The sequence below is a fragment of the Oxalicibacterium sp. genome, from assembly GCF_057353965.1.
In genome coordinates, this window is sequence record NZ_JBMQZD010000007.1 from 1 (window position 1) to 24,866 (window position 24,866).

Here is a 24,866-nt window from a genome sequence, read left to right on the forward strand (position 1 = left end):
CTCGCGGCTTGCGCCGCTGCACTTCCATCAAACGCCCACACTTATCGGCTGTTAATTTTTAAAGAACCTGTTCTGCCCTGCCTTTATTTCAGCAGCGCTGCGAAGCGTTTTGTTCGTCAGCAGCAGAGAAACGAGATTATGGGGCACTTCCTTCAACTCGTCAACTACTTTTGAAAAATTTCGTTGTCTTCGTTTCGGATCGGCTTTCACCTATCTCTCAAGAATCCTAGTCTTGCGACTTGTTTTCTTGCCCCGTTTTTCAACGGGAGGCGAACTATATCAAATCCCCTTGAAGACTGGCAAGCGCTTTTCCAGAAAAGCTTTCATTCCTTCTTTCTGATCTTCCGTTGCGAAAGTGCTATGGAAGAGCCGTCGCTCGAATTGCACACCTTCCGACAGCGTCGTTTCATAGGCGCGGTTGACCGCTTCCTTGGCCATCATCACCATCGGCAGCGACATTGCTGCGATAACCTGTGCTGCCGCCAATGCCTCTTCCTTTAATTTGTCCGCCGGGACGATGCGCGAGACAAGGCCCGCACGTTCGGCTTCCTGCGCATCCATCATGCGCGCCGTCAGACACATATCCATGGCCTTGGACTTGGAGATCGCACGCGGCAGACGCTGCGTACCGCCGGCGCCGGGAATAATGCCCAGTTTGATTTCCGGCTGCCCGAACTTCGCCGTATCGGCGGCAATGATGAAATCGCACATCATCGCCAGTTCGCAACCGCCGCCTAATGCATATCCGGCAACGGCTGCAATCACCGGCTTGCGTACGCTGCGAATCCGCTCCCAATTCCGGCTGATGAAGTCGCTCTTGTAGGCATCCATATAGGAATACGTCGCCATTGCGGCAATATCCGCCCCTGCGGCAAATGCCTTGTCGCTGCCAGTAACGATCATGCAGTGGATGTCGTCGTCGGCATCGAATGCCAGCAATGCCTGCCCCAACTCGTCCATCAGTCTATCGTTCAGCGCGTTCAGTACTTCCGGCCGATTGAGCATCACCAATCCGACCTTGCCGTGGATTTCCACAAGTATGTTTTCGTATTGCATGATCGCTCTCCGATTGATCCTGAGTAGTCCCTACTTATTAGCAGATCCGATCGTCACATTCTTGGGCAGCAGCACCCACATCACGCCGCGCTGCTTCATGCGCCCGGCCAGTTCGCCGGCCTGCGCACCGAAACCCCAGAAATAGTCGGCACGCACCGCATTCTTGATCGCGCCGCCCGTATCCTGCGCCATCACCAGCCGCTGCAACAACACCTTGCTGTTCGGCTGCGTTGTCGCCAGGAAGACCGGCACACCCAGCGGGATAAACTGCGGATCGACAGCAATCGAGCGTTGCGGCGTCAAAGGCACGCCCAGCGCACCTTTCGGTCCTACAGTCGGATCCGTCACTTTTTCCTCACGGAAGAAGACATAGCTGGGATTCGCATTCAGCAACTCCTGCTGGCGCTCAGGATTGGCCAGAACCCACGCCCGAATATTTTGCATCGAGGCCTGATCCAGAGTCAGTTCGCCCTTGTCCACCAGATAACGGCCGATGGACTTATACGGCCAGCCGTTCTGGTTCTCGTAAGCGAGGCGCACGATTTCATTATTGCCGGCCAGTTGCACCCTCCCCGATCCTTGCACTTGCAGGAAAAATGCCTCGATCGGATCATCCACCCAGAGAATTTCCTTACCGGCCAGCGCGCCCGACTGCATCAGTTCGGCACGCGACGGGTACGCCACCACTTTCTTGCCGTCCAGCCGGCCGCGCAGACGCAATCCCTTCAGCTCTGGATAGACATTTGTGAGGTCGATAGAAAGCAAATCGGCCGGCGCGCGATACAACGGCGTCTGATACGCCCCGCCACGTTTGCGTGCACCGCGCAGCAGGGGCTCGTAATAACCGGTAACGAGTCCGTTCTGCGAACCGTCGGCATTGGCAACCTGATAGGGCGTGAAATTCGCCTCGAAGAAAGCGCGAACCGCTTCCGTATCGCCACCATCCACGCTGCGCGCCGCAGCACAGACTTCTCTCCAGTCAGGACGCCTGATCAGCACCGAACAAGAAGCAACGAATGCCGGCCATGCTTCGTTTTGCCGATCGACTGCCCAACCAGGCATGGCGGCAAAGCTCGATGGCTGCAATGTCGCGCCGACTTCCGTTCGCGGCAATGCCGGTTTCGGCTGTTCGACCGGTTGCGCGGTCTTGCCCGGCTGCTCAGGTGGCATGGTCGAGCAGGAAACCAGCCCGAGCAATAACGATATGAGTACACTACGGCGGATAAAGGACATCGGGAGATGGAGCATGTGGCTATTGTTCGTTGAAGCAGGCATAGCGGTATTTTTGCTGATTTTCATCGTATGGTGGACGATGTTCGCCGGCAGAAAACCGGTCCGTCCACTCGATGAGACAAAGGACAATCCGCCCGCACGGGATGCGGACGGCAAACAGGATTAATGCAAGGTGCGCGGCAGAGACAACACGAACTCCGGAATCGGCACCTCGAAACGCGCACCGTCTTCCGCCACGCAGAAATACTCGCCCTTCATCGACCCCTGCGGTGTTTCCAGCGCGGCGCCGCTGGTGTATTCGAACTGCTCTCCCGGCTGCAGTAGCGGCTGGTTGCCGACAACACCCAGCCCGCTCACTTCCTCGATGCGGTTGTTGGCATCGGTAATGATCCAGTGGCGAGAAATCAATTGCGCCGGCACCGTGCCGGTATTCTTTATCGTCACCGCATAGGCAAAGACATAATGGGCGCGGTCCGGATCGGACTGCTCTTCCAGGTATTGCGTTCGAATGGAGACGGTGAATTCATAAGCTGGCATGCGATTCCTTCAATGCGACTGCAATCCGATGCAACGGACAATATCGGCAGCATCGGCTCTCATGGCGGCCCATTGCACACGAAATTCCCGGATCACGCAAGGAAAGCGAGCCCCAAGGTAAAATAACGGCCTTGCTTTCAGGGCTTGCTTCCAGCCCTTATTTCTCGGTTTTACCTGCAGCTTTATTTTCAGCCTCATTCGAAGGCCCTCATCATGCCGACCTATCGCATCGCTCCCAGCATTCTTTCCGCCGATTTCGCCCGTCTGGGCGAAGAAGTCCGCAATGTCGTTGCCGCCGGCGCCGACATCATCCACTTCGACGTGATGGACAACCATTACGTTCCCAACCTGACGGTCGGCCCGCTGGTCTGCGAAGCGATTCGCCCGCATGTGCAAGTGCCGATCGACGTGCACCTGATGGTCAAGCCGGTTGATCGCATCATTCCGGATTTCGCCAAGGCCGGCGCCGACATCATCACATTCCATCCGGAAGCGTCCGAGCACGTCGACCGTTCGCTGCAACTGATCCGCGACAACGGCTGCAAGGCCGGCCTGGTCTTCAATCCGGCCACACCGCTGCATTATCTGGAGCACGTGATGGACAAGCTGGACATCGTGCTGCTGATGTCGGTCAACCCCGGTTTCGGCGGCCAATCCTTCATTCCGCACACATTGAAGAAGATCGAAGCCGTGCGCCGGATGATCGACGAATCCGGACGCGACATCCTGCTGGAAGTCGACGGCGGCATCAAGGTCGACAATATTGCCGCCGCGGCAAAAGCCGGGGCCGATACTTTCGTGGCCGGCTCCGCCATCTTCGGCAAACCTGACTACAAGGCCGTCATCGACGCCATGCGCGGCGAACTGGCAAAAGTCTGATGGCGGGCAAGACAGCGCCGCAACCGGAGTTGCGACCATTGCACGACATTCGCGGCGTCATCATCGACCTCGACGGCACCATGCTGGATACGGCGCAAGATCTGCATGTGACCGTCAACCGCGTACGCCACGATCTGCAACTGGCGCCGCTCGACCAAAAAACCGTGGTGTCCTTCGTCGGCAAGGGCGCGGAAAACCTGGTGCGCAGCGCCTTGCGCCTCGACATGACGGAACAGCAAGTCGCGCAGCATTTCGACCAGGCCATGCAGGCATTCAACCGCCACTATCACGACATCAACGGCGACCATGCCACCGCCTACCCGGAAGTGCATGAAGGCCTGCAGGCCATGCAGGCCAAAGGCTTACGGCTCGCCTGCGTGACCAACAAGCCGCTGGCCTTCACGATTCCGCTGATGAAGAAAACCGGTCTGCACGACTATTTCGAGATCATCTATGGCGGCGACTCGTTCGCCAGGAAGAAACCCGATCCGATGCAATTACTGCAAGTCTGCGCAGATTTCTCCCTTTCGCCAGAAAGCGTCGTCGCCATCGGCGACTCGATCAACGATTCGCAGGCAGCGCGTGCGGCCGGCTGCCGCGTGCTGAACGTCCCGTATGGCTACAACCACGGGCAATCTATACAAGAAGTCGACAGCGATGGTATAGTTTCCTCGCTGCTCTGCGCAGCCCAACTGATCAATCCCTGAATCCATTCATGTCTCTCGGCAAAAAACGATTCGCGACACCCGGCACGCATGAGGCCTGGCTCTGGCGACGCTGGCAATTCTGGTGCTGACCACCAGCTGCCGCTGATCGCCCCTGCGCGGTCGGCAACGTTTTTTGAACACCGTCTACTGTGACGAACCGCTCGACTACAATAGCGGTCCGGGAGAAAACCATGACTGAACTCGAATTCAAATCGCTGGCCGCGCAAGGCTACAACCGCATTCCGCTGGTCGCAGAAGCCTTTGCCGATCTCGAAACCCCGCTGTCGCTGTACCTGAAACTGGCGCAAACCCAGAACGGCGGCAAGAACACCTTCCTGCTGGAATCCGTCGTCGGCGGCGAACGCTTCGGACGCTATTCATTCATCGGCCTGCCCGCCAACACGCTGATGCGCAGCTACGGCAACCGCGTCGAAGTCGTGCGCGACGGCGCCATCATCGAAACCTTCGACGGCAATCCGCTCGATTTCATCGCGCAATTTCAGTCGCGCTACAAGGTCGCCATCGCGCCGGGCATGCCGCGCTTTTGCGGCGGTCTGGCCGGCTACTTCAGCTACGACACGGTGCGCCACGTCGAGAAGCGTCTGGCGAACACCGCGCCGAGGGACGATCTCGGCCTGCCGGAAATTCAGCTGCTGCTGACCGAAGAACTCGCCGTCATCGACAACTTGTCCGGCAAGCTTTATCTGATCGTCTACGCCGACCCGACGCAACCGGAAGCCTTTGCAAAAGGCCGTCAACGCCTGAAGGACTTGCGCGCGAAACTGCATCGCGCGGTAGACGTACCGGTCACCAGCGGCTCGGTCCGCACCGAAACCATCCGCGAATTCGATAAAAAGGATTATCTGGATGCCGTCGCCAAGGCCAAGGAGTACATCATGGCCGGCGACCTGATGCAGGTGCAGATCGGCCAGCGCATCAAGAAACCGTACGTCGATGCGCCGCTGACGCTGTATCGCGCGCTGCGCTCGCTGAATCCGTCGCCGTACATGTACTTCTACAATTTCGGCGACATGCAGATCGTCGGCTCGTCGCCGGAAATCCTGGTGCGCAACGAGGCGACGCCGGACGGCAAGAAAAAAGTGACGATCCGTCCGCTGGCCGGCACCCGCCCGCGCGGCGAAACGCCGGAGAAGGATGCGGCGCTGGCGAAGGAACTGCTGGCCGATCCAAAGGAAATCGCCGAGCACGTGATGTTGATCGACCTCGCGCGCAACGACATCGGCCGCATCGCCGACATCGGCAGCGTCATGGTCACCGACAAGCTGGTCATCGAAAAGTATTCGCACGTGCAGCACATCGTTTCCAACGTCGAAGGCACATTGAAAGACGGCCTGTCGAATCTGGACGTGCTGAAAGCGACCTTTCCGGCCGGCACGCTGTCCGGCGCACCGAAAGTACGCGCGATGGAAATCATCGACGAACTGGAGCCGACCAAGCGCGGCATCTACGGCGGTGCCTGCGGCTATCTGTCGTTTGGCGGCGAAATGGATCTGGCCATTGCCATTCGTACCGGCGTCATCAAGGACGGCACGCTGTATGTGCAGGCCGCCGCCGGCATCGTCGCCGATTCGGTGCCCGAGATGGAATGGCAGGAGACCGAGAACAAGGCGCGCGCCGTGCTGCGCGCCGCAGAGCAGGTACAGGACGGTCTGGACGGCGAAGCCTGACGGCTGGCGCAAGGAGCATTCCCATGTCCTCCAAACCATTGTTCCTCCCACATTCGCCGGACGGCGTAACGCCGGACGGCTTTATCCGTTTTTCATGTAGTCCGAATGTCCGTACACATAGCTGCCCGCAGGTTTTCGTTTTCGCTATCGCCCGTTTTCTGTTTCTTCGCTGCGCTGGTCGCCAGTTATCTCATCGCACCGCGCCTGCCGGCGCCCTTCGGATGGGAAAACGGGCCGATCGAGAATCTGCAGGCTGCGCTGCTGCTCGTCGGCGGCATCTGGGCATTCCGCTTGCGCGCCGCGTCGCCGGAACCGCGCTATCGCGCATTCTGGCTGCTGATCGCGCCGATCTGGCTGGCAATGTTCGCGCGCGAACTCAGCTGGGGCGCCGTGCTGCTGCAACCGCTGGACGTATCGACTTTGACCGGGCCGGTCTTTTCATCGACGAAACAGCTCTGGTACAAGCCGGCCATTGCGCCCGCGCTACTGCTGTTGCTGCTGCTGGGCATCGGCTCGTTCATCCGCAACCGGCAGACGCTGACCGTCGGCGAACTTTGGCGATCGCGCAGCCTGCCGTTGCTGGAGATCGCGCTGTTCGTCTTCGTCCTGTTCGCTTCCGCAATAGCGGAAGGCCACATGGGCATGAATCTGGACGAACTTGGCGAAGCCGGCGCACAGAATTTCGAGGAACTGGTGGAACTATGGGGATACCTGCTCCTGATTGGCGCGCAATGGCGCGTCGCACGATGTCTGAAGCAACTGCAATCCTCGTTCCATTCGGGATGATTTCATCCCACTCACCATTATCGGGTGCCCTATGCTGCTCATGATCGACAACTACGATTCATTCACCTACAACCTGGTGCAATACTTCGGTGAACTCGGCCAGGACGTGCACACCGTGCGCAACGACGAAATCACGCTGGAAGAAATCGCCGCGCTGAAGCCGGAGCGCATCTGCATCTCGCCGGGACCCTGCACGCCACATGAGGCTGGCGTCTCGGTTCCCATCCTGCAGCACTTCGCCGGCAAGCTGCCCATTCTTGGCGTCTGCCTCGGCCATCAGGCAATCGGCGCCGCATTCGGCGGCAAGGTCGTGCGTTCCAAGCAGGTCATGCACGGCAAGACCTCGGCGATTGAACATACCGGCGTCGGCGTCTTCAAGGATTTGCCGAGCCCGTACACGGTGATTCGCTATCATTCGCTGGCGATCGAGCGTGCTTCTCTGCCGGATTGCCTGGAAGTGACCGCCTGGACTGCAGACGGCGAAATCATGGGCGTGCGCCACAAGCAGTTCGATATCCAGGGCGTGCAATTCCATCCGGAATCCATCCTGTCCGAACACGGCCACACGCTGTTGAAGAACTTCCTCGTCTGACAAAGGCATACGATGATCACCAACCAGGAAGCCCTGCTGCGCTGCATCGAACATCGCGAAATCTTCCACGATGAGATGCTGACGCTGTTCCGCCGCATCATGCGCGGCGAAATGTCGCCGGTCATGATTGCGGCGCTGACAATGGGCCTGCGCGTGAAGAAGGAAAGCATCGGCGAGATCGCCGCTGCCGCGCAGGTGATGCGCGAGTTCTCGACCAAGGTCGAACTGGCCGACACGACCGGCCTGCTCGACATCGTCGGCACCGGCGGCGACGGCGCCAACACCTTCAACATTTCGACCGCCTCCATGTTCGTCGCCGCCGCAGCCGGCGCGCGCGTCGCCAAGCACGGCGGCCGCAGCGTATCGTCGTCGTCCGGCAGCGCCGACGTGCTGGAATCGCTGGGCGCGAAGATCGACCTGCAACCGGCTCTGGTTGCCGAATCGATTGCGCAGACCGGCATCGGTTTCATGTTCGCCCCCAACCATCACGCCGCGATGAAGCACGCCGCGCCGGTACGCAAGGAGCTCGGCGTACGCACGATCTTCAATATCCTCGGCCCGCTGACGAATCCGGCCGGCGCACCGAACATCCTGATGGGTGTGTTTCATCCGGATCTGGTCGGCATCCAGGTGCGCGTGCTGCAGCGCCTAGGCGCACAGCATGCAATCGTCGTCTGGGGCCGCGACAACATGGACGAGGTGTCGCTGGGCGCTGCCACCATGGTCGGCGAACTGATCGACGGCGAAATCCGTGAATACGAAATTCATCCGGAAGATTTCGGCCTGCAGATGATCGCCAGCCGCAACCTGAAAGTCGGCAACTCCGTCGAATCGAAAGCCAAGATTTTCGAAGCACTCGACAACGTTGATGGCCCCGCCCGCGACATCGTTGCACTGAATGCCGCCACAGCGCTATATGCGGCCGGCATCGTCCCGTCGATTGCCGACGGCCTCGTCAAGGCACGCGAAACCATTGCTTCCGGCGCCGCCCGTGCGAAGCTCGAACAGTTCGTCCGCGTCACGCAAGAACTCGGCAAGCCCTGAGCCGATTCACACTCCATACTGGAACCGAAACATCATGTCCGACATTCTCAACAAGATACTCGCGGTCAAGGCTGAAGAAATCGCTACCGCGAAAAAGGCGCGCAGCCTGGCCAGCTTGCGCGACGAAGTCGAAGGCGACAAGGAAGCGCGCGCCGCACTGCGCGGCTTCGAGGCATCGCTGCGCGCGAAGATCGCTGCCGGCCATGCCGGTGTGATCACGGAAGTAAAAAAGGCTTCACCGTCGAAAGGCGTGCTGCGCACCGATTTCCGCCCGGCCGACATCGCCGCCAGCTATGCGCAACACGGCGCGGCCTGTCTTTCCGTGCTGACCGACGTGCAATTCTTCCAGGGCGCACCGGACTACCTGAAGCAGGCTCGTGCAGCCTGCGCATTGCCGGTACTGCGTAAGGATTTCATCGTCGATCCGTATCAAGTGTATGAAGCGCGCTCGTGGGGTGCGGACTGCATCCTGCTGATCGTCGCGGCACTCGATCACGGTCTGATGGCGGAACTGGAAGCCTGCGCGCACGAGCTGGGCATGAACGTGCTGGTCGAAGTGCACGATGCGGCAGAACTCGATGTGGCACTGAAACTGAAGACGGCACTACTCGGCATCAACAACCGCAATCTGCGCACGTTCGAAACGTCGCTGCAGACGACGATCGGCCTGCTGCCGCGTATTCCAGCCGACAAGCTGGTTGTCACCGAGTCCGGCATCCTGGCTCCGGACGACGTGAAGAAGATGCGTGATGCGAACGTGCATGCCTTCCTGATCGGCGAGGCGTTCATGCGCGCGCCCGATCCCGGCGTGGAACTGGCACGACTCTTCCAATAAAACCGCTTCTTCCGAATCAATAAAAAAGCCCGCAACAGCGGGCTTTTTTATTGTGCGCGATACGGCTCACTGGCCGAACCACGCCGCACGCGAACGCACGGCCGCGATCGGCCGTTCTTCCGCTTTCAGCGTAACGGCCGGCGTATCGTCACCGCCAAGCGTCAATGCAAGCGGCAGCAATTCGTCGCGACGGAATACATGCAGTGCAATCGTATCGCCGACGCGATAACGGCTCAACACACTCTCCAGATTGGTAGCCGTGACGCGCAAGCCATCTATCGCCACCAGCACATCGCCGGCCGACACGCCAGCGATGTGTGCCGCACCGTTTTCGTAAACGGCGGCCACCTTGCAATCCGCGTTGTCGCGCGCCGTGCGTACGCCCAGACTCGGCTTACCGCGCCGCTGATCGATATAAGCAATGCCGTACGGTGCAAGCAGTTTCTCCAGCGGCAGATCGCCCGTGCCGCGCACCCAGCGATCAAGCAGACGCTTGAGCCGCAATCCGGTCACGCTGTCGAATAATGCATCGACTTCGGCTTCCGTCACCCCGCGCCCGGCTTCGCCATCGGCATAGAAGTCGCGGCCGTAACGCTGCCACAAGGCACGCATCACATCGTCCAGCGACTTGCGCCCTTTGGTTTCCGCACGGATCGTCAAATCCAGTGCCAGTGCAACCAGCGAACCTTTGGTGTAATAGCTGACGATGGCATTGGTCGAATTTTCATCCTGGCGGTAATACTTGGTCCACGCCTCGAAGCTGGATTCCGCCACGCTCTGCTTGTGGCGTCCGCTGCCGCGCAACACGCCATTGATCGTCTTGGCGACCAGCTTCAGATAGGCTTCCTGCGAAATGACGCCGCTGCGCACCAGCATCAGGTCATCGTAGTAACTGGTGAAGCCCTCGAACAGCCATAACAGCGGCGTGTAGTTCTCGCGCGACAGATCGTACGGCGCAAACACCGCTGGCTTGATGCGCTTGACGTTCCACGTATGGAAATATTCATGGCTGCACAGCCCGAGGAAGGTGCGATAGCCGTCCGTCATTTCCTTCTGTCCCGTAACCGGCAGATCGGCACGCGAACAGATCAACGCTGTCGATGCGCGATGCTCGAGTCCACCATAACCGTCGCCGACCACCATCGTCATGAAGACATAGCGATCCATGGGCGCACGTTTCGACTGCGGTTCGAACAGCGCGATCTGCGCTTCGCAGATTTTCTTCAGGTCGGCTGTGATGCGCGGCAGATCCAGATTCGGGATCACGCCGGTAAACACCACGTCATGCTGCACGCCATGCGCCTTGAAGGTCGCCAGTGCGAACGTGCCCATTTCGACCGGATGATCGATCAATTCATCGTAGTTCGCCGCCGCATAGCGGCCGAAGCCGTACCGACGTCCCTTGATCTGCCGCATCGCCGTCGCGACACGCCAGTCGGCATAGGCGTCGCCTTCCGGCGCAACGATATCCACGACATGCGCGCCATGCTCATGTCCTTCGGCACGCAGGAAAACGCTGGTACCGTTGAAGAAGCCATGCGTGCGATCCAGATGCGCCGTCCTTACCGACAGATCCCATGCGTAGACTTCGTAGTACAGCGTCAGCGGCCCGTCGCACGGCGCCGCGCGCCAGGTGTGCTTGTCGAGCTTGCTCAGTTCCACGCGGGTATCGCCCGACATCGCGACAATCTGCACAATGTTCTTTGCGAATTCGCGAATCATGTAGCTGCCCGGAATCCAGGCCGGCAGCGAAAACGACTGCCCCGCCGGATCCGGACGCGCAACAGTGACGGTAACGCCGAATAGGTGCGCCGCCGGATCGCGCGGAACGATGGTGTAATGCACGGTATTTTTCATGCGAATTCTCGTCTTGTGAATGTGTCAGTGTAACGGCATCGTGCCTTGGCTGCATCGCGCCATCGCAAATGAAAATGGCCGCAAAACCTGCGGCCATTCATCGAAAGACGTGATGCTAAACGTGATACGTAAACGTAATGCGTCGTCGTTACTTGCTGCCCACTTCGGCCAGCTTGGCTTCCAAGCCCTTGGCATCGATCGCGCCGGGAATGCGCGAACCGTCGGCGAAGAAGATCGTCGGCGTACCGGTCACGCGCAGGCGTTTGCCCAGTTCCAGCACCTTCTCGTGCGGCGCGGAGCAGTTGGCGTTGGCCGCCGGCGGCAGCTTGCCGTCCAGCATCCAGTCTTCCCAGGCCTTATTGCGATCGGCTGCGCACCAAATGTCGCGCGACTTGGCGATCGAATCCGGTGACAGGATGTTGTACTGGAAAGTGTAGATCGTGATGTTGTCGATGCCTTGCAGCGTCTGGCTGAAACGCTTGCAATAGCCGCAGTTCGGGTCCTCGAACACGGCGATCTTGCGCTTGCCGTTACCCTTGACGCGCTTCATCGCCAAGTCCAGCGGCAAATCGGCAAACGGCACCTGGTTAATTTCCTCCAGGCGCGCCTTCGTATAGTCCTGATAAGTGCGTGTATCGACGACACGGCCGACGAACAGGTATTGCGCCTTGGCGTCGGTATAGATGATGTCGCCATTGACCTGAATTTCGTACAGGCCCGAGTATGGCGTCTTCGTTACCGATTCGATCTTCGCGTCTTCGCCCAGTCGCGGAGCGATCGCTTTCCGCACGGCAGTTTCCTGCGCCGTTTCCGCATGCGTCATGGCACTGGCCAATACTGCGAATCCAGCCAGCATCATGCCGGCGACTTTGCTCATATTCATCTGACTCTTTCGTTCGTTTTCAAGTTGCCGTAATACGGCATTACAGCGTTTTCCCAAGTGCATGGCCGATCAGCCGCCGCTTTAAGACAGGTATCCTGTTCACGAGGTTCAATCCGAGATTGCGCGCAATGCGCAACGGCTCCAGATCGACGGTAAACAATCGCGCCAGACTGTCGGTTGCCAGTTGCATCAGCAAGATATCTTCCTTGCGGGAACGGGCGTAACGCGACAGTACACGTGCATCGCCGCAATCACGATGCGCGTCGCGACCCGCAACGGCATCGACCAGTGCGGCAATATCGGCAAACCCGAGGTTCATGCCATGCCCGGCCAGCGGATGGATCACATGCGCAGCGTCGCCGATCAGCGCGACGCGCGGCGCGGTGATCGCATGCGGCCGCACCAATGCCAGCGGGAACGATTTCACTGTTTCCGGTTGCAGCGGCGTCAAATTGCCCAACTCCGGTAACGCATAGACTGCGAGACGCGATGCCAACTGGGTCGACGTCATCTGCAGCAATTTCGTTGCCAGCGCATCCGGCGCAGACCAGACCAGCGACACGCGCTCGCCCGACAACGGAAGCAATGCAACGATGCCTTCGTCGGCAGTGAACCATTGGTGTGCAACGTGACGATGCGGTTTCTCGCAACCGAAATTGGCAACGATCGCACGCTGGCCGTATGCACGGTAATCGAACCCGATATCGCAACGCGACCGCACCCACGATTGCCCGCCGTCGGCACCCACCAGAAGTTCGGCGGAAAGCACATCGCCGTTTTCCAGTTGCACGGAAACGCCGGCCGGCTCCATCTGCAATGCGCTTGCACGACCGGTCACGATACGTACATTCGATGCAAATTTCAGCGCGGCATCCAGCGCGTGATTGAGATTGGCGTCCTCGACGATCCAGGCCAGCGCGCCCACGCGCGCGCCATAGGCATCGAACGCCAGCGCGCCTGCCGCATCGCCGTTGACCGCCATCGCGTCCACCGGCGCGACGCGCGAAGCATCCAGCGCATCCCATACTTTCAGGGGCGACAGCAAGGCGCGTGCGGCGTGATTGAGTGCGTAGACGCGCGCATCCCACGCATCGGTCATCGGCGCTGCAGATGCCGCAGCGGCAGGACGCAGCAGGGTCACCCTCAATCCAGCCTGCGCGAACGCCAGCGCCGCCGCCTTGCCGATGACGCCGTCGCCGATGATGCAAATTTCGCTTCGTACCTGCATATTCCACACCGCATTCGCAAAAATATGTCCGCATTATAGCGGCGCGCTCTTCGCGCCACGCATATTGCACTTGCATATTGCCGCAAGTTTGCTATACTTGCGCGCCTTGGCCTGGTAGCTCAGTTGGTAGAGCAGAGGATTGAAAATCCTTGTGTCGGTGGTTCGATTCCGCCCCGGGCCACCAAGAAAATCAAGCACTTAGCCCAGCCTTGCGCTGGGCTTTTTGCTTTCCGGCCTTCTCCACTGCATTCAGCGACAATCCGCGCGCGTTGCACGCCCTGTTGAACAGGGATTCCAGCTGCCCTCTCTTCTCCCGAAACGACATCAAAGTTGTCTTTATTACCTCATTGCTCCCGCACGGAGCGGTGCAAATGACAATAAATAGTGCGCCCCCAAACAAAAACTGAAAATCGCGCACTCCTATGATTTGGGCAGACCACAATCAAGTGGAGCCTTAGAGAGATTAGGAGACATATGTCGGATCATATTTGCAGTGCTGGATGCACCCACTCTTCCCACCTGAACGACGCGGATCTGCAAGGGGAATTTGCAGAAGCCCGCCGTAGTTTGCGTGCCAGCATCGGAGGCAAGCCCACCACCGGAGCCGCAGGAAAGGCCGGCGTTACACAACGCCCGCTGCCTTCCAAGAAGGCCGGTGAGAACTTCAGCCATTACTACGTCCCGGCCAACGACAAGACCGTGCGCTGGGGTTATTTCAGCAAGTCCATCGAACCGCTGCTGAAAGTCGAATCCGGTGATTACGCGACGATCGAAACCGTCACGCACCACTCGAACGATGACTTCGATCGCATGATCAAGGGTGACCCGGGTGCCGAGAGCATTTTCCATTGGGATGCCAAGGGCAAGAACATCGATCGCCGCGGCATGGGGCCGATGGATCACCCGCTGGGCGCCGGCGGCGGCATGGGCGTTCACGTTTGCACCGGCCCGATCTTCATCAACGGCGCCGAACCGGGCGACGTGCTGGAAGTACGCTGCATCGACACGATGCAACGTCCGTCCGGCAACCCGGAATTCCATGGCAAGACCTTTGGCATCAACGCCGCCGCCAACTGGGGTTTCCAGTACAACAACCTCATCACCGAACCGAAGACGCGTGAAGTCGTCACCGTCTACGAAGTGTGTGCCAAGGGCGAATACACTTCGGCAAAGGCTGTCTACAACTACCGCTGGACGCCGCAAACCGACCCGTTCGGCGTCGTTCACCCGATCATCGACTACCCGGGCGTTCCTGTCGATCACTCCACCATCCAGAAGAACTTCGACGTTCTGAAGGGTTACGAAATTCCTGTGCGCCCGCACTTCGGCCTGATCGGCGTGGCTCCTGCAGAAGTGGAAATGGCTTCGTCGAACCCACCTAGCTACACCGGAGGCAACTTCGACAACTGGCGCATGGGCAAAGGCGCAACTGCCTTCTTCCCGGTCTCGGTCAAAGGCGCGATGTTCACGGTCGGCGATCCGCACGCTTCGCAAGGCGACGCGGAACTCTGCGGCACCGCGATCGAATGCTCGCTGACCGGCCTGTTCCAGTTCATCCTGCACAAGAAAGCGGATCTGCCGGGCACCAAGCTTTACGACCTCGACTATCCGCTGCTCGAAACCGAAAGCGAACTGATCGTTCACGGCTTCAGCTGCCCGAACTACCTCAAGGAATTTGCCAATAGCGCAGATCCGGTAGCAGAGGTCTGCAGCCGCGCTTCGCTCAACACAGCAATGACCGATGCCTTCAACAAGACGCGCCGCTTCTTCATGAATACGCGCAACCTGTCCGAAGACGAGGCGATTTCGCTGATTTCGGTGTCGGTCGACTTCGGCATCACGCAGGTCGTGGACGGCAACTGGGGCGTGCACGCCATCATCAAGAAAAACATCTTCCCTAAGTAAACGACGTGACATTGCACACCGGCGGAAATCCGCTGGTGTGTCTTCAGAATCCAGCAGAGACATTTGCCGAAAGGCTTTTACAAGGAGGAGCAAAAATGAAACCGGAACACGTCTATGTAGGTAGAAATGAGATCGTGGCGCTGATCGTCGGCCTGATTACGGGTGCACTGTACACATGGCTGAGCCTGCCGATTCCCGCACCACCCGTCCTTGGCGGCATCATGGCGATCATCTTCACGTACGTCGGCTATCTGATCGTACAAGTGATCCGCAAGGCTGTCGTATTTGGTCCGCCGAAAGAGTGATCTGTCTTTCGCAACATCATTTCATAAAAACAGGAGACACTCATGATCGAAATTGGCTTTGGCTCAACTGAATTGCTGGCGTCCGGCGTCGGCCTTGTTACCGGCTTGCTTTATACATCGGTGCGCGCACCGATCCCGGCGCCCAACGTGCTTGGCGGCATCTTCGCTATTCTGGGCACCTTCATCGGCTACCTCGCTGTCGCCGCGATGCGTGGTCAGGTGGTTTTTGTAGGCTGATCGCCGCAATTTCCGCACACATGACCGCCCCCCACCTTGCGTGGGGGTTTTTCATTTCCGCCGCAAAAAACGCACGACATTTTCGATACACCGGACGCGCCCGGCATTCACCTTCTCATCCATTGCATCGGCAGGCTTGATACACACCACTCAAGTCCCGGCAACAAACCCAAACCACATTGCAGGCCGCCACGCGGCGCATGAACCACGGTTCAGACAACAAAAATGCAATGTTATGTATCCGTCGCGACGACAGATACATTGCGACACAAACACCTCGCACTGCTTCGGTATAAATCCATCTGTCCGCAACGCACGTCGTTGATGAGACTGTGCATATCGCCGCTGCGACGCCGGCAGCGCCCCTTAATAGCCTGGCAACAGGCCATCCGTACAGTGAGAGCAAACATGTCCGAACAGATCAATCAGCATCGCCGCCGCTTCTTCAACACCGCCGCCTTGGGTCTGGCCGCTACACAGATGGGGCTGGCAACCCAGGCGGGAGCCGCTTTGGCATCGCCGTCATCGGCTGCCAGGAAAGCCGGCGGCCACACTTCCTTCGCCTCTCTGAAACAGGTCAAGGCAGGCCTGCTCGATGTCGGCTACGCCGAAGACGGCCCGGCAGACGGCGCGCCCGTCATCCTGCTGCATGGCTGGCCATACGACATCCACAGCTTCGTCGACGTTGCGCCCATCCTGGCAGCGGCCGGCTACCGCGTGATCGTTCCCTATTTGCGCGGCTACGGCACCACGCGTTTTCTCTCCGTCGACACCTTGCGCAACGGCCAGCAGTCCGTGTTTGCAGTCGACCTCCTCGCCTTCATGGATGCACTCAATATCCAGAAAGCCGTTATCGCCGGCTTCGACTGGGGCGCACGTATTGCAAATACGCTGGCCGTGCTGTGGCCGGAACGCTGCAAGGCGATGGTATCGGTCAGCGGTTACCTGATCGGCACACAGGAAGCCAATCGCAAGCCGTTGCCGCCAAAAGCCGAATTGCAGTGGTGGTACCAGTACTACTTCGCCACCGAGCGCGGCCAGGAGGGCTATCAGATGTACACACACGAATTCGCGCGCCTCATCTGGGAACTGGCTTCCCCGAAATGGGCTTTCGACGATGCCACCTTCAATCGTTCCGCCGCGGCGCTCGATAATCCCGATCAGGTCAGCGTAGCCATCAGCAATTACCGCTGGCGCCTGGGCCTCATCCAAGGTGAGGCGAAATATGACCGTCTGGAAGCTGTGCTGGCGCGACGCCCGGCCATCGCCATTCCGACCATCACGATGGAAGGCGATGCCAACGGCGCGCCGCATCCGGAACCGGCCGCCTATGCGGCAAAATTCTCCGGCCCTTACGCGCACCGCCTGATTACCGGTGGCATCGGCCACAATCTTCCGCAGGAAGCGCCCGAAGCGTTTGCACAAGCGGTTATCGATGTCGACAAATTCCGGACCTGAACCGCCTCCGGCCTTCAAATAGGCTCGCCGCACAGCCCCATGCCCGGTCGCATGGGGCTTTTTGTTTGGGCGCAGCAAACGGCCTGCCGCCGGCATCACGATAAATCGTGAAATTTCCTGTCTAAATTTCCGAAGTAATTTGTCGTTTACAGATTCAATCACCCAATGAAAAGGGCCAAGATTCCCTTTACGTTTTCTGAAGCGTGAATTTGCAAAACAATGTGAACTCTGACGGCGCACGATGCGGTTTGTAGTCAAATCGAAAACAAGCGACATTGCCAATCAGACAAATCGGCAAGAAAAGTACGGACAATCTTGCATTTTCCGTACGTGAGGAAATAGCGGACACGGTAAATTTTGTCGGTCAATAAAGTAAGTCAAACACCGACATGATGCAAAAAAGCCATAAAAATCCGGTATATAGCTTTCGGATTTGTGAAATATTGTCACATCGCAACTGTCGAAGGTTCAGCGCGGGAATAGTTTGTTAAATTAGGCCTACGATGTACTACCTGCTGATCAAGCGTCAAAAATATGCGAATCGCCGTACTTGATGATGACCGCAGCCAGACAGATTTAGTCTGTCAGGTGCTGAGTGCAGCCGGTCATTTCTGCCATCCATTCCAGAGCGGGAAGGAACTGCTGAACCAGTTGCGCCGTGAAAGCTTCGACATGCTGATCATCGATTGGCAGGTTCCTGACTTGAGCGGTGCCGATGTGCTGCGTTGGGCGCGCGAGAAATTGCCTGCCAACCTGCCGGTGCTGTTCATGACCAGCCGCTCGGGCGAAGACGATATCGTTGCCGGCCTAGCTGCAGGTGCCGACGACTACATGATCAAGCCGATTCGGCGCGGCGAACTGCTGGCGCGCGTACAGGCGCTGCTGCGACGCGCCTATCCGAGCCAGAATCCGATCGAACAGATCCAGTTCGGCAATTACGTATTCGAAGCACGCACCGGACGCCTGACGGTATCCGGCACGCCGGTCGAAGTAACGCAGAAGGAATTCGATCTCGCCCTGCTGTTCTTCCGCAATCTGGGCCGTCCGTTGTCGCGCGCCTACATTCTGGAAGCGGTGTGGGCGCGCGATGTCGAAATTCCGTCGCGGACGATGGACACACACGTTTCGCGCGTACGCAGCAAGTTACAATTGCGCCCGGAACATGGTTTCCGCTTGGCTCCGGTATACAGCTACGGCTACCGGCTGGAGCAAATGACAGGTTAGCAAGTCGCACCTTACAGGGTTGCGCGGAGAGGACAGATGCGCATCACCCTCCACAAACTGATTCTTGTTGCAGTGCTGGCACTCGGCTTGCCGGGTGCCTGGTCGAGTGCTGCTGCACAGACTCTCGGCAGCATCGTCGTCAATCCGTCCGGTATCGTCTACTACGCGCAGGCCGGCGATACGCTGATGTCGATCGCGCACCGCTTCACGTCCAAGGCGTCGAACTGGTCCGCACTTGGCGATATCAACCGCATTTCGCAGGACACCAGCATTCCGATCGGCACCGGCATCATCATCCCGGCAGACCTGCTGACCGACGAACCCAGCGAAGCCACCGTCATCGCCCGCAATGGCTCCATCACCGCCATCTATCCCGACGGCAGCAGCAGCCTGCTCAATGTGGGCAGCCGTGTTGTCGAAGGCATGAAAATCCAGACCGGCGCCAACAGCTTCCTGACGATCTCGCTGCCGGATGCATCGCGCATCTCGCTGCCGTCCAACAGCGGCATGCAGATGACCAAGTTGCGCCGTGCGCTCTATACCGGCAGTCCGCGCGTCGAAGTCACACTGCTGCGCGGCCGCGTGCTGTCGCGCGTTTCGCCACTGGATAAGAACAAGGGCCGCTTCGAAGTCCGCACGCCGGTGTCGGTTGCCGGTGTGCGCGGCACCTATTTCCGCGCCAGCTACGATGGCACCAAGGCAGCGACGGAAGTGCTGGACGGGCATGTCGCTGCCAGCTCCGCCCGTACCCAAGAAACGCGATTGCTGCTGCCTGCCAAAGGCAACATCATCACGCGCAGCGATGTCGGCCCAGCCATCGATCTGCTGCCGCCGCCACAATTGAACGGCATGCCGTACCGGCAGGAAGGCGCAGCGCAGTTCATGCTGAAACCGGTCAGCGGCGCACGTGTCTATCGCGTGGAACTGGCGCAGGATGCCGAGATGCTCAACCTGCTGGCGGAAGCTACCGCCAATACAACCAGCGTCCCGCTCGACAACATCGCCGAAGGCCATTATTTTGTCCGCCTGTCGGCCATCGATGCCCTCGGCCTGGAAGGCTTGCCACGCGTCGTCGCGGTCTCGATCCGGAACCGCACTGGCGCCGCAGCCATCGAGCCCATGCAGCCAGCACCCACCGTTGCCAGCAGCGATCCCAGCGAACTCGTCCTGCACTGGCAAGGCATGCCTTATGCGCGATACAACGTTCAGGTCGCGCGCGATCCGGAATTCAGCTGGCTCATCTGCTCGACTACAGTAACAGGCACGGAAGCGCGTTTTCCGCGACCGGCATTCGGTACCTACTACGCACGCGTGCAGCGCATCAACGAAGATGGCAGCACGCACGCCTTCTCGTATCCGCAAAGCCTGATCGTCACCGATCAATGGATCATCAACGATGGCCATCCGCTGCATCCCGGACAGTCGACGCGCAACGCTTACCGATAAGCATCGCCTCTCTTCATGAACACGCGCTGGCTTTCTCCCTTCGTGCGACGACTGGCCCTGCGCGAATGGCTGGTGCTGTTCGTCGGCCTGCTGATGCTGGCAGCGACGCTGGGCTGGCAGAACGGGCTGGGCCGCCTCGATCAGTCCATCTACGATTTCTTCCTGTCTTTCAATAACCGCGAGGCGCGTGACGACATCATCATCGTCGCCATCGACGACTACAGCATTTCCCAGCTCGGACGCTGGCCGTGGCCGCGCCACCTGCATGCGCAACTGGTCGACCGCATCAATCATGCACATCCACGCGCGCTCGGCCTCGACATCATCCTGTCGGAAGCGGAATCCGTAAAAACCGGCAATGGTGACGACGATGCACGGCTGGCCGCGGCAATCCGTCAGAACGGCCGCACCGTATTGCCGGCATTGATGTCGAGCGCCGGCCAGGGATTAATGATCAGCACGCCGATTCCGGCACTGGCGCAAGCCGCGCACGCACTCGGCCATATCGATCTGCAGCACGACAGCGACGGCGTCGTGCGCAGCGTCTATCTGCGCGAGGGACAGAACGGCCGCTGGTGGCCGCACTTCGCCACGGCGCTGCTCGCCACCGGGCACGGCGAAGACATGTCCGCCACCAGGCAGCCAGCCTCGCCGCATGCCGATCGTCCGGACGACTGGCAGCGCGACGACCTGATCCACATTCCGTTCGAAGGCGGCATCGGCCACTTCCAGTCGGTGCCGTATGTTGCGGTGCTGCGCGGTGAGGTTCCCGATGCATTCTTCGCCGATAAATACGTGCTGGTCGGCGCCACCGCACTCGGCATGGCCGATTCTTATCCGACGCCTGTCTCCGGCTCGTCGGGCGCCATGCCCGGCATCGAGATCAACGCGCATGTGCTCGCCAGCCTGCTGAACGGCGAACGCATCGTGATGGCATCGCCGTGGCAGAACGCGCTGTTCAACAGTCTGCCCTTGCTACTGGTGCTGTTCGGCTATCTGGCCCTGTCGCCGCGCATGTCGCTGCTGGCGACCGGCGGCTGTCTGGCAGCGACGCTGATCGCCAGCGGCATCGGACTGCAGATGGGCATATGGCTGGCGCCGTCGGCTGCCATCATCGTGCTGATGATGTCCTATCCGCTATGGAGCTGGCGCAGACTGGAAGCGGCCATTACCTATCTGGGCCAGGAATTCATTCGCCTCGACAAGGAGCCGCATCTGCTGCCGGAGCAGCGGAATGCACCGCAACAGGAAGAAATCGCCGACGTACTCGAACAGCGGATCATCGCGATGGAAAAGGCCACGCGGCGCGTGCGCGACTTGCGCCAGTTCGTTTCCGACAGCCTCAACAGTCTGCCCGATGCGACGCTGATCACGACGATGGAAGGCCGCGTGCTGCTGGCCAACAAGCATGCAGCCGATTATTACCGTTCGGTCGGCTTCGACGATGTCACCGGCCTGTGCATCCATCATCTGCTGCTGCACCTGAACGCGCCACAGCCACTGGATCAGCCGGCCATGCCATCGTTCGAATGGACGGAACTGCTCAATCCGGAATACGCCAGCGCCTTTGCCAACGGCGTCTCGGTGCAGGATCCGAAAGGGCGTGACCTGCTGATCAAGAGCGCACCGTGCTACGCATCGTCCAGCCAGCTGATCGGCTGGATCGTCAACATCATCGACATCTCGGCCATCCGTGCCGCCGAACGCAGCCGCGACGAAACGCTGCGCTTCCTGTCGCACGACATGCGCGCACCGCAGGCTTCCATCCTCGCGCTGCTGGAATTGCAAAATGAAGAATCATCGGCGCTGCCGCCGGAAGAATTCTTCGCGCGTATCGAAAAGGCATCGCGCAAGACGCTCGGCCTGGCGGACAACTTCGTGCAATTGGCGCGCGCCGAATCGCATGAATACCGGCTGGAGATCGTCGACTTCCACGATCTGCTGTTCGATGCCGCCGACGAAATCTGGTCGCTGGCGAAAAGCAAGCACATCGCCGTGCAGGTCGAAGGCGAGGAAGGCAGCTATCCGGTCAACGTCGACCGTACGCTGATGACGCGTGCGCTGAACAATCTGCTGTCCAACGCCATCAACTACAGCCCCGAACATACGAACATCGTCTGCACCGTCTGGACCGAAGAACGCAGCGGCCAGCCATATGTCGTCTGCGCGATTCGCGACCACGGCTACGGCATTGCGCCGGCCGATCAGGTCAAGCTGTTCCGGCGCTTCCAGCACGCGGAAACATCGACGCGGGCCCGCCACGACGGTGTCGGCCTCGGCCTGGTCTTCGTGAAGACCGTCGTCGAACGCCATCAGGGCAGTATCGCCTGCACCAGCCAACTCGGCGAAGGCACGACGTTTACACTGGCCCTGCCCTGCTGCCAGAGCGCCTAGCCTGAAACAGGCCTGCGCCCTTGGCAAACGGGCCGTCAGGCTATAATAATGAGCTATTCATGCGCTGAATATTTGTGCGAAAAATGCAACTCGTCGCCGTCGGCATCAACCACACTACCGCGCCTGTTTCGCTGCGCGAAAAGGTCGCTTTTCCCGCCGACCAGCTCGGTCAGGCGGTCGCGTCCGCGCGCTCGTGGTATGCGCGCAGCATGAGCAAGGCCTACAGCGACGAAGCGGCCATCCTGTCAACCTGCAACCGCACTGAGCTGTATGCCGCCAGCGACGTGCCCGGCGGCATCGACGAAGCACTCGACCTGACCGCGCATTTTCTCGCCGACTATCACAAGCTTTCCTATCCCGAACTGCGGCCCTATCTGTACGCGCTGCCGCAGGACAACGCCGTGCGTCACGCCTTCCGCGTCGCCTCCGGACTCGATTCGATGGTACTGGGCGAACCGCAAATCCTCGGCCAGATGAAGGATGCGGTACGCCAGGCCGATGCGGCCGGCGGACTCGGCACCTATCTGCACCAGATGTTCCAGCGCACCTTCGCCGTTGCCAAGGAAGTACGCAGCACGACGGAAATCGGCGCGCACAGCGTGTCGATGGCGGCTGCCGCCGTGCGCCTGTCGCAGCGCATCTTCGACAAGTTGTCCGAACAGCACGTGCTGTTCATCGGCGCCGGCGAGATGATCGAACTGTGCGCCACGCATTTCGCCGCGCAGAATCCGAAATCGCTGACAATCGCCAATCGCACGCAGGAACGCGGCGAAGCGCTCGCGCATCGCCTCAACGGCCGCGCGATCCGCCTGGCCGAACTGCCGGATCAGCTGGCGCAGTATGACGTCGTCATCTCGTCGACCGCCTCGTCGCTGCCGATCATCGGCCTCGGCATGGTCGAACGCGCGATCAAGACGCGCCGTCACAAACCGATGTTCATGGTCGATCTGGCCGTGCCGCGCGATATCGAGGAAGAAGTCGGCCGCCTGAACGACGCCTATCTGTACACCGTCGACGATCTCGGCACCTTCGTGCAGACCGGCGTCGAGAATCGCCAGGCCGCCGTCGCACAGGCGGAAGCCATCATCGAAACCCGCGTGCAATCGTTCATGCATTGGGTCGATACGCGGTCCGTCGTGCCGCTGATCCAGGACCTGCACGAAACCAGCGAAGCGATGCGCATGGCTGAACTCGATCGCGCCCGCAAGCTGCTCGCCAGAGGTGAGGATGTCGATGCCGTTCTCGAAGCGCTGTCGAAGGGTTTAACCGCCAAGTTCCTGCACGGCCCGCAGCAGGCGCTGCATCACGCGCAAGGCGACGAACGCGCGCGCCTCGCATCGCTGCTGCCGCAACTGTTCCGCACCAAACGCTAGCGACGCCCTGTCGCCGCTGCATGATTCGCATGCAGCATCCGCTCGCCGCATCGTCCTGCGATGCCGCCACTTTCTCCCGACTTTCCCGATCCGCTATCAAGATGAAACCATCGATGCTTGCCAAACTCGACCAGCTGACCGATCGCCTGGCCGAACTGAACCTGCTGCTGACACAGGAAAACGCGACGTCCAATATGGACAACTATCGCAAGATGACGTGCGAGCACGCCGAGCTCGGCCCGTTGGTCGCGCTGTACCACGACTATCGGCAGGCCGGCAGCGACATCGAAGCCGCGCAAGCCATGCTGTCTGATCCGGACATGAAGGAATTCGCGCAAGAGGAAATCGTCGGTGCCAAGGCACGCATCGAGCAGTTGGAACACGACCTGCAGATGATGCTGTTGCCGAAGGACCCGAACGATGAACGCAACATCTTCCTCGAAATCCGCGCCGGAACCGGCGGCGACGAATCGGCGTTGTTCGCCGCCGACCTCCTGCGTATGTACACGCGCTTCGCCGAACGCAACCGCTGGCAGGTCGAGATCGTGTCCGCGTCCGAATCCGAGCTCGGCGGCTATCGCGAAGTCATCGCCCGCATCATTGGCCACGGCGCGTATTCGAAGCTGAAATTCGAATCCGGCGGCCACCGCGTACAGCGCGTGCCGGTCACCGAAACGCAAGGCCGTATCCACACGTCTGCCTGCACCGTCGCCGTGATGCCGGAAGCCGATGAAGTCGAGGATGTCGACATCAATCCGGCCGATCTGCGCATCGACACCTTCCGCGCCTCTGGCGCCGGCGGTCAGCACATCAACAAGACCGATTCGGCGGTGCGCCTCACGCACCTTCCGACCGGCATCGTGGTCGAATGCCAGGACGACCGCAGCCAGCACAAGAACAAGGCGCAGGCGATGAAGGTGCTGGCCGCGCGCATCAAGGACGTGCAGCTGCGCGAACAGCAATCGAAGGAAGCCGCCACGCGCAAATCGCTGATCGGCTCCGGCGATCGCAGCGAACGCATACGCACCTACAATTTTCCGCAGGGCCGCATGACCGACCACCGCATCAACCTGACGCTTTACAAACTGGACTTCATCATGGACGGCGATCTGACGGAACTAACGAATGCGCTGGCGGCCGAACACCAGGCCGAATTGCTGGCCTCGCTGGCCGAAGCGGCCTGAACGGAATTGCTGTAG

At 59.7% G+C, this 24,866-nt stretch carries 23 protein-coding genes and 1 tRNA gene; 18 read left to right on the forward strand and 6 right to left on the reverse strand.

Annotated elements, in window-relative coordinates:
* Window positions 1–279: 279 nt before the first annotated feature.
* Window positions 280–1,056: an enoyl-CoA hydratase gene (locus ACO1VH_RS11730; RefSeq protein ID WP_486244659.1), complete on the reverse strand. Its 777-nt coding sequence runs from the start codon at window positions 1,054–1,056 to the stop codon at window positions 280–282.
* 30 nt (window positions 1,057–1,086) lie between these two features.
* Complete coding sequence (mltA, locus tag ACO1VH_RS11735) at window positions 1,087–2,118, reverse strand: murein transglycosylase A (RefSeq protein ID WP_486244660.1); 1,032 nt, start codon at window positions 2,116–2,118, stop codon at window positions 1,087–1,089.
* Here mltA and ACO1VH_RS11740 point away from each other — a divergent pair.
* Window positions 2,117–2,455, forward strand: coding sequence for a hypothetical protein (locus tag ACO1VH_RS11740; protein WP_486244661.1), 339 nt, complete (start codon window positions 2,117–2,119; stop codon window positions 2,453–2,455). The two genes, mltA and ACO1VH_RS11740, sit on opposite strands and share 2 nt — an antisense overlap.
* Here the strand turns inward: ACO1VH_RS11740 and apaG are convergent.
* On the reverse strand, window positions 2,452–2,826 hold the full coding sequence (gene apaG, locus ACO1VH_RS11745; protein ID WP_486244662.1) for a Co2+/Mg2+ efflux protein ApaG: 375 nt from the start codon (window positions 2,824–2,826) through the stop codon (window positions 2,452–2,454). The two genes, ACO1VH_RS11740 and apaG, sit on opposite strands and share 4 nt — an antisense overlap.
* 213 nt (window positions 2,827–3,039) lie before the next feature.
* Here apaG and rpe point away from each other — a divergent pair, with 213 nt between their 5' ends.
* The 7 genes from rpe (at window position 3,040) to trpC (ending at window position 9,357) form a co-directional block, all read left to right on the forward strand.
* Window positions 3,040–3,705, forward strand: coding sequence for a ribulose-phosphate 3-epimerase (rpe, locus tag ACO1VH_RS11750; protein WP_486244663.1), 666 nt, complete (start codon window positions 3,040–3,042; stop codon window positions 3,703–3,705).
* Window positions 3,705–4,412: a phosphoglycolate phosphatase gene (locus tag ACO1VH_RS11755; RefSeq protein WP_486244664.1), complete on the forward strand. Its 708-nt coding sequence runs from the start codon at window positions 3,705–3,707 to the stop codon at window positions 4,410–4,412. Before rpe ends, ACO1VH_RS11755 begins: the two co-directional genes overlap by 1 nt.
* Window positions 4,413–4,603: 191 nt before the next feature.
* A complete protein-coding gene (gene trpE / locus ACO1VH_RS11760) occupies window positions 4,604–6,100 on the forward strand; it encodes an anthranilate synthase component I (protein WP_486244665.1) in 1,497 nt (498 codons plus the stop codon).
* Window positions 6,101–6,205: 105 nt separating this feature from the next.
* Window positions 6,206–6,886 carry a hypothetical protein gene (locus ACO1VH_RS11765; protein ID WP_486244666.1) on the forward strand — a complete coding sequence of 227 codons (681 nt, stop codon included), beginning with the start codon at window positions 6,206–6,208 and terminating at the stop codon, window positions 6,884–6,886.
* Window positions 6,887–6,917: 31 nt separating this feature from the next.
* The gene (locus ACO1VH_RS11770) at window positions 6,918–7,478 is read left to right on the forward strand and encodes an aminodeoxychorismate/anthranilate synthase component II (RefSeq protein WP_486244667.1); all 561 of its coding nucleotides are present in this window, start codon (window positions 6,918–6,920) and stop codon (window positions 7,476–7,478) included.
* Between the two features lie 12 nt (window positions 7,479–7,490).
* Window positions 7,491–8,522 (forward strand): anthranilate phosphoribosyltransferase, encoded by a 1,032-nt coding sequence (gene trpD / locus ACO1VH_RS11775; RefSeq protein WP_486244668.1) that lies wholly within the window; start codon window positions 7,491–7,493, stop codon window positions 8,520–8,522.
* 34 nt (window positions 8,523–8,556) lie between these two features.
* Window positions 8,557–9,357 (forward strand): indole-3-glycerol phosphate synthase TrpC, encoded by an 801-nt coding sequence (gene trpC, locus ACO1VH_RS11780; protein WP_486244669.1) that lies wholly within the window; start codon window positions 8,557–8,559, stop codon window positions 9,355–9,357.
* Between the two features lie 66 nt (window positions 9,358–9,423).
* Here the strand turns inward: trpC and ACO1VH_RS11785 are convergent, their stop codons facing one another.
* The 3 genes from ACO1VH_RS11785 to ACO1VH_RS11795 form a co-directional block, all read right to left on the reverse strand.
* A complete protein-coding gene (locus ACO1VH_RS11785) occupies window positions 9,424–11,214 on the reverse strand; it encodes a M61 family metallopeptidase (RefSeq protein WP_486244670.1) in 1,791 nt (596 codons plus the stop codon).
* A gap of 148 nt (window positions 11,215–11,362) precedes the next feature.
* Complete coding sequence (locus ACO1VH_RS11790; protein ID WP_486244671.1) at window positions 11,363–12,097, reverse strand: DsbC family protein; 735 nt, start codon at window positions 12,095–12,097, stop codon at window positions 11,363–11,365.
* 40 nt (window positions 12,098–12,137) lie between these two features.
* Window positions 12,138–13,325, reverse strand: coding sequence for an FAD-dependent monooxygenase (locus ACO1VH_RS11795; RefSeq protein ID WP_486244672.1), 1,188 nt, complete (start codon window positions 13,323–13,325; stop codon window positions 12,138–12,140).
* Between the two features lie 108 nt (window positions 13,326–13,433).
* On the opposite strand from ACO1VH_RS11795, the gene ACO1VH_RS11800 reads away from it, so the two are divergent.
* From ACO1VH_RS11800 to prfA, 10 genes are all read left to right on the forward strand, one after another.
* Window positions 13,434–13,509: transfer RNA gene (locus tag ACO1VH_RS11800), tRNA-Phe, on the forward strand.
* A gap of 383 nt (window positions 13,510–13,892) precedes the next feature.
* A complete protein-coding gene (locus tag ACO1VH_RS11805; protein WP_486244673.1) occupies window positions 13,893–15,230 on the forward strand; it encodes an acetamidase/formamidase family protein in 1,338 nt (445 codons plus the stop codon).
* 95 nt (window positions 15,231–15,325) lie between these two features.
* Window positions 15,326–15,535, forward strand: a complete 210-nt coding sequence (locus ACO1VH_RS11810) for a XapX domain-containing protein (RefSeq protein WP_486244674.1) — start codon at window positions 15,326–15,328, stop codon at window positions 15,533–15,535.
* 42 nt (window positions 15,536–15,577) lie between these two features.
* Entirely contained in the window at window positions 15,578–15,772 is a 195-nt protein-coding gene (locus tag ACO1VH_RS11815) for a DUF1427 family protein (protein ID WP_486244675.1), read from the forward strand.
* Window positions 15,773–16,180: 408 nt separating this feature from the next.
* Complete coding sequence (locus ACO1VH_RS11820; RefSeq protein WP_486244676.1) at window positions 16,181–17,230, forward strand: alpha/beta fold hydrolase; 1,050 nt, start codon at window positions 16,181–16,183, stop codon at window positions 17,228–17,230.
* A 534-nt stretch (window positions 17,231–17,764) separates the two neighbouring features.
* Window positions 17,765–18,454: a response regulator transcription factor gene (locus ACO1VH_RS11825; protein WP_486244677.1), complete on the forward strand. Its 690-nt coding sequence runs from the start codon at window positions 17,765–17,767 to the stop codon at window positions 18,452–18,454.
* 36 nt (window positions 18,455–18,490) lie between these two features.
* Window positions 18,491–19,900 (forward strand): FecR family protein, encoded by a 1,410-nt coding sequence (locus tag ACO1VH_RS11830; protein WP_486244678.1) that lies wholly within the window; start codon window positions 18,491–18,493, stop codon window positions 19,898–19,900.
* A gap of 15 nt (window positions 19,901–19,915) precedes the next feature.
* The gene (locus ACO1VH_RS11835) at window positions 19,916–22,294 is read left to right on the forward strand and encodes a CHASE2 domain-containing protein (protein WP_486244679.1); all 2,379 of its coding nucleotides are present in this window, start codon (window positions 19,916–19,918) and stop codon (window positions 22,292–22,294) included.
* 83 nt (window positions 22,295–22,377) lie between these two features.
* Window positions 22,378–23,667, forward strand: coding sequence for a glutamyl-tRNA reductase (hemA, locus tag ACO1VH_RS11840; protein WP_486244680.1), 1,290 nt, complete (start codon window positions 22,378–22,380; stop codon window positions 23,665–23,667).
* A 101-nt stretch (window positions 23,668–23,768) separates the two neighbouring features.
* A complete protein-coding gene (prfA, locus tag ACO1VH_RS11845; RefSeq protein WP_486245137.1) occupies window positions 23,769–24,851 on the forward strand; it encodes a peptide chain release factor 1 in 1,083 nt (360 codons plus the stop codon).
* The last annotated feature ends 15 nt before the right edge of the window (window positions 24,852–24,866 follow it).

Bases quoted from the DNA above. Each gene is read 5' to 3' on its own strand.
- ACO1VH_RS11790 (WP_486244671.1), bottom strand. From the start codon at position 12,097: ATGAATATGAGCAAAGTCGCCGGCATGATGCTGGCTGGATTCGCAGTA.
- prfA (WP_486245137.1), top strand. From the start codon at position 23,769: ATGAAACCATCGATGCTTGCCAAACTCGACCAGCTGACCGATCGCCTG.
- ACO1VH_RS11810 (WP_486244674.1), top strand. From the start codon at position 15,326: ATGAAACCGGAACACGTCTATGTAGGTAGAAATGAGATCGTGGCGCTG.
- ACO1VH_RS11835 (WP_486244679.1), top strand. From the start codon at position 19,916: ATGAACACGCGCTGGCTTTCTCCCTTCGTGCGACGACTGGCCCTGCGC.
- trpD (WP_486244668.1), top strand. From the start codon at position 7,491: ATGATCACCAACCAGGAAGCCCTGCTGCGCTGCATCGAACATCGCGAA.
- hemA (WP_486244680.1), top strand. From the start codon at position 22,378: ATGCAACTCGTCGCCGTCGGCATCAACCACACTACCGCGCCTGTTTCG.
- ACO1VH_RS11815 (WP_486244675.1), top strand. From the start codon at position 15,578: ATGATCGAAATTGGCTTTGGCTCAACTGAATTGCTGGCGTCCGGCGTC.
- mltA (WP_486244660.1), bottom strand. From the start codon at position 2,118: ATGCCTGGTTGGGCAGTCGATCGGCAAAACGAAGCATGGCCGGCATTC.
- ACO1VH_RS11765 (WP_486244666.1), top strand. From the start codon at position 6,206: ATGTCCGTACACATAGCTGCCCGCAGGTTTTCGTTTTCGCTATCGCCC.
- trpC (WP_486244669.1), top strand. From the start codon at position 8,557: ATGTCCGACATTCTCAACAAGATACTCGCGGTCAAGGCTGAAGAAATC.
- ACO1VH_RS11785 (WP_486244670.1), bottom strand. From the start codon at position 11,214: ATGAAAAATACCGTGCATTACACCATCGTTCCGCGCGATCCGGCGGCG.
- ACO1VH_RS11770 (WP_486244667.1), top strand. From the start codon at position 6,918: ATGCTGCTCATGATCGACAACTACGATTCATTCACCTACAACCTGGTG.
- ACO1VH_RS11825 (WP_486244677.1), top strand. From the start codon at position 17,765: ATGCGAATCGCCGTACTTGATGATGACCGCAGCCAGACAGATTTAGTC.
- trpE (WP_486244665.1), top strand. From the start codon at position 4,604: ATGACTGAACTCGAATTCAAATCGCTGGCCGCGCAAGGCTACAACCGC.
- ACO1VH_RS11730 (WP_486244659.1), bottom strand. From the start codon at position 1,056: ATGCAATACGAAAACATACTTGTGGAAATCCACGGCAAGGTCGGATTG.
- rpe (WP_486244663.1), top strand. From the start codon at position 3,040: ATGCCGACCTATCGCATCGCTCCCAGCATTCTTTCCGCCGATTTCGCC.
- ACO1VH_RS11740 (WP_486244661.1), top strand. From the start codon at position 2,117: ATGGCGGCAAAGCTCGATGGCTGCAATGTCGCGCCGACTTCCGTTCGC.
- ACO1VH_RS11820 (WP_486244676.1), top strand. From the start codon at position 16,181: ATGTCCGAACAGATCAATCAGCATCGCCGCCGCTTCTTCAACACCGCC.
- ACO1VH_RS11795 (WP_486244672.1), bottom strand. From the start codon at position 13,325: ATGCAGGTACGAAGCGAAATTTGCATCATCGGCGACGGCGTCATCGGC.
- apaG (WP_486244662.1), bottom strand. From the start codon at position 2,826: ATGCCAGCTTATGAATTCACCGTCTCCATTCGAACGCAATACCTGGAA.
- ACO1VH_RS11830 (WP_486244678.1), top strand. From the start codon at position 18,491: ATGCGCATCACCCTCCACAAACTGATTCTTGTTGCAGTGCTGGCACTC.
- ACO1VH_RS11755 (WP_486244664.1), top strand. From the start codon at position 3,705: ATGGCGGGCAAGACAGCGCCGCAACCGGAGTTGCGACCATTGCACGAC.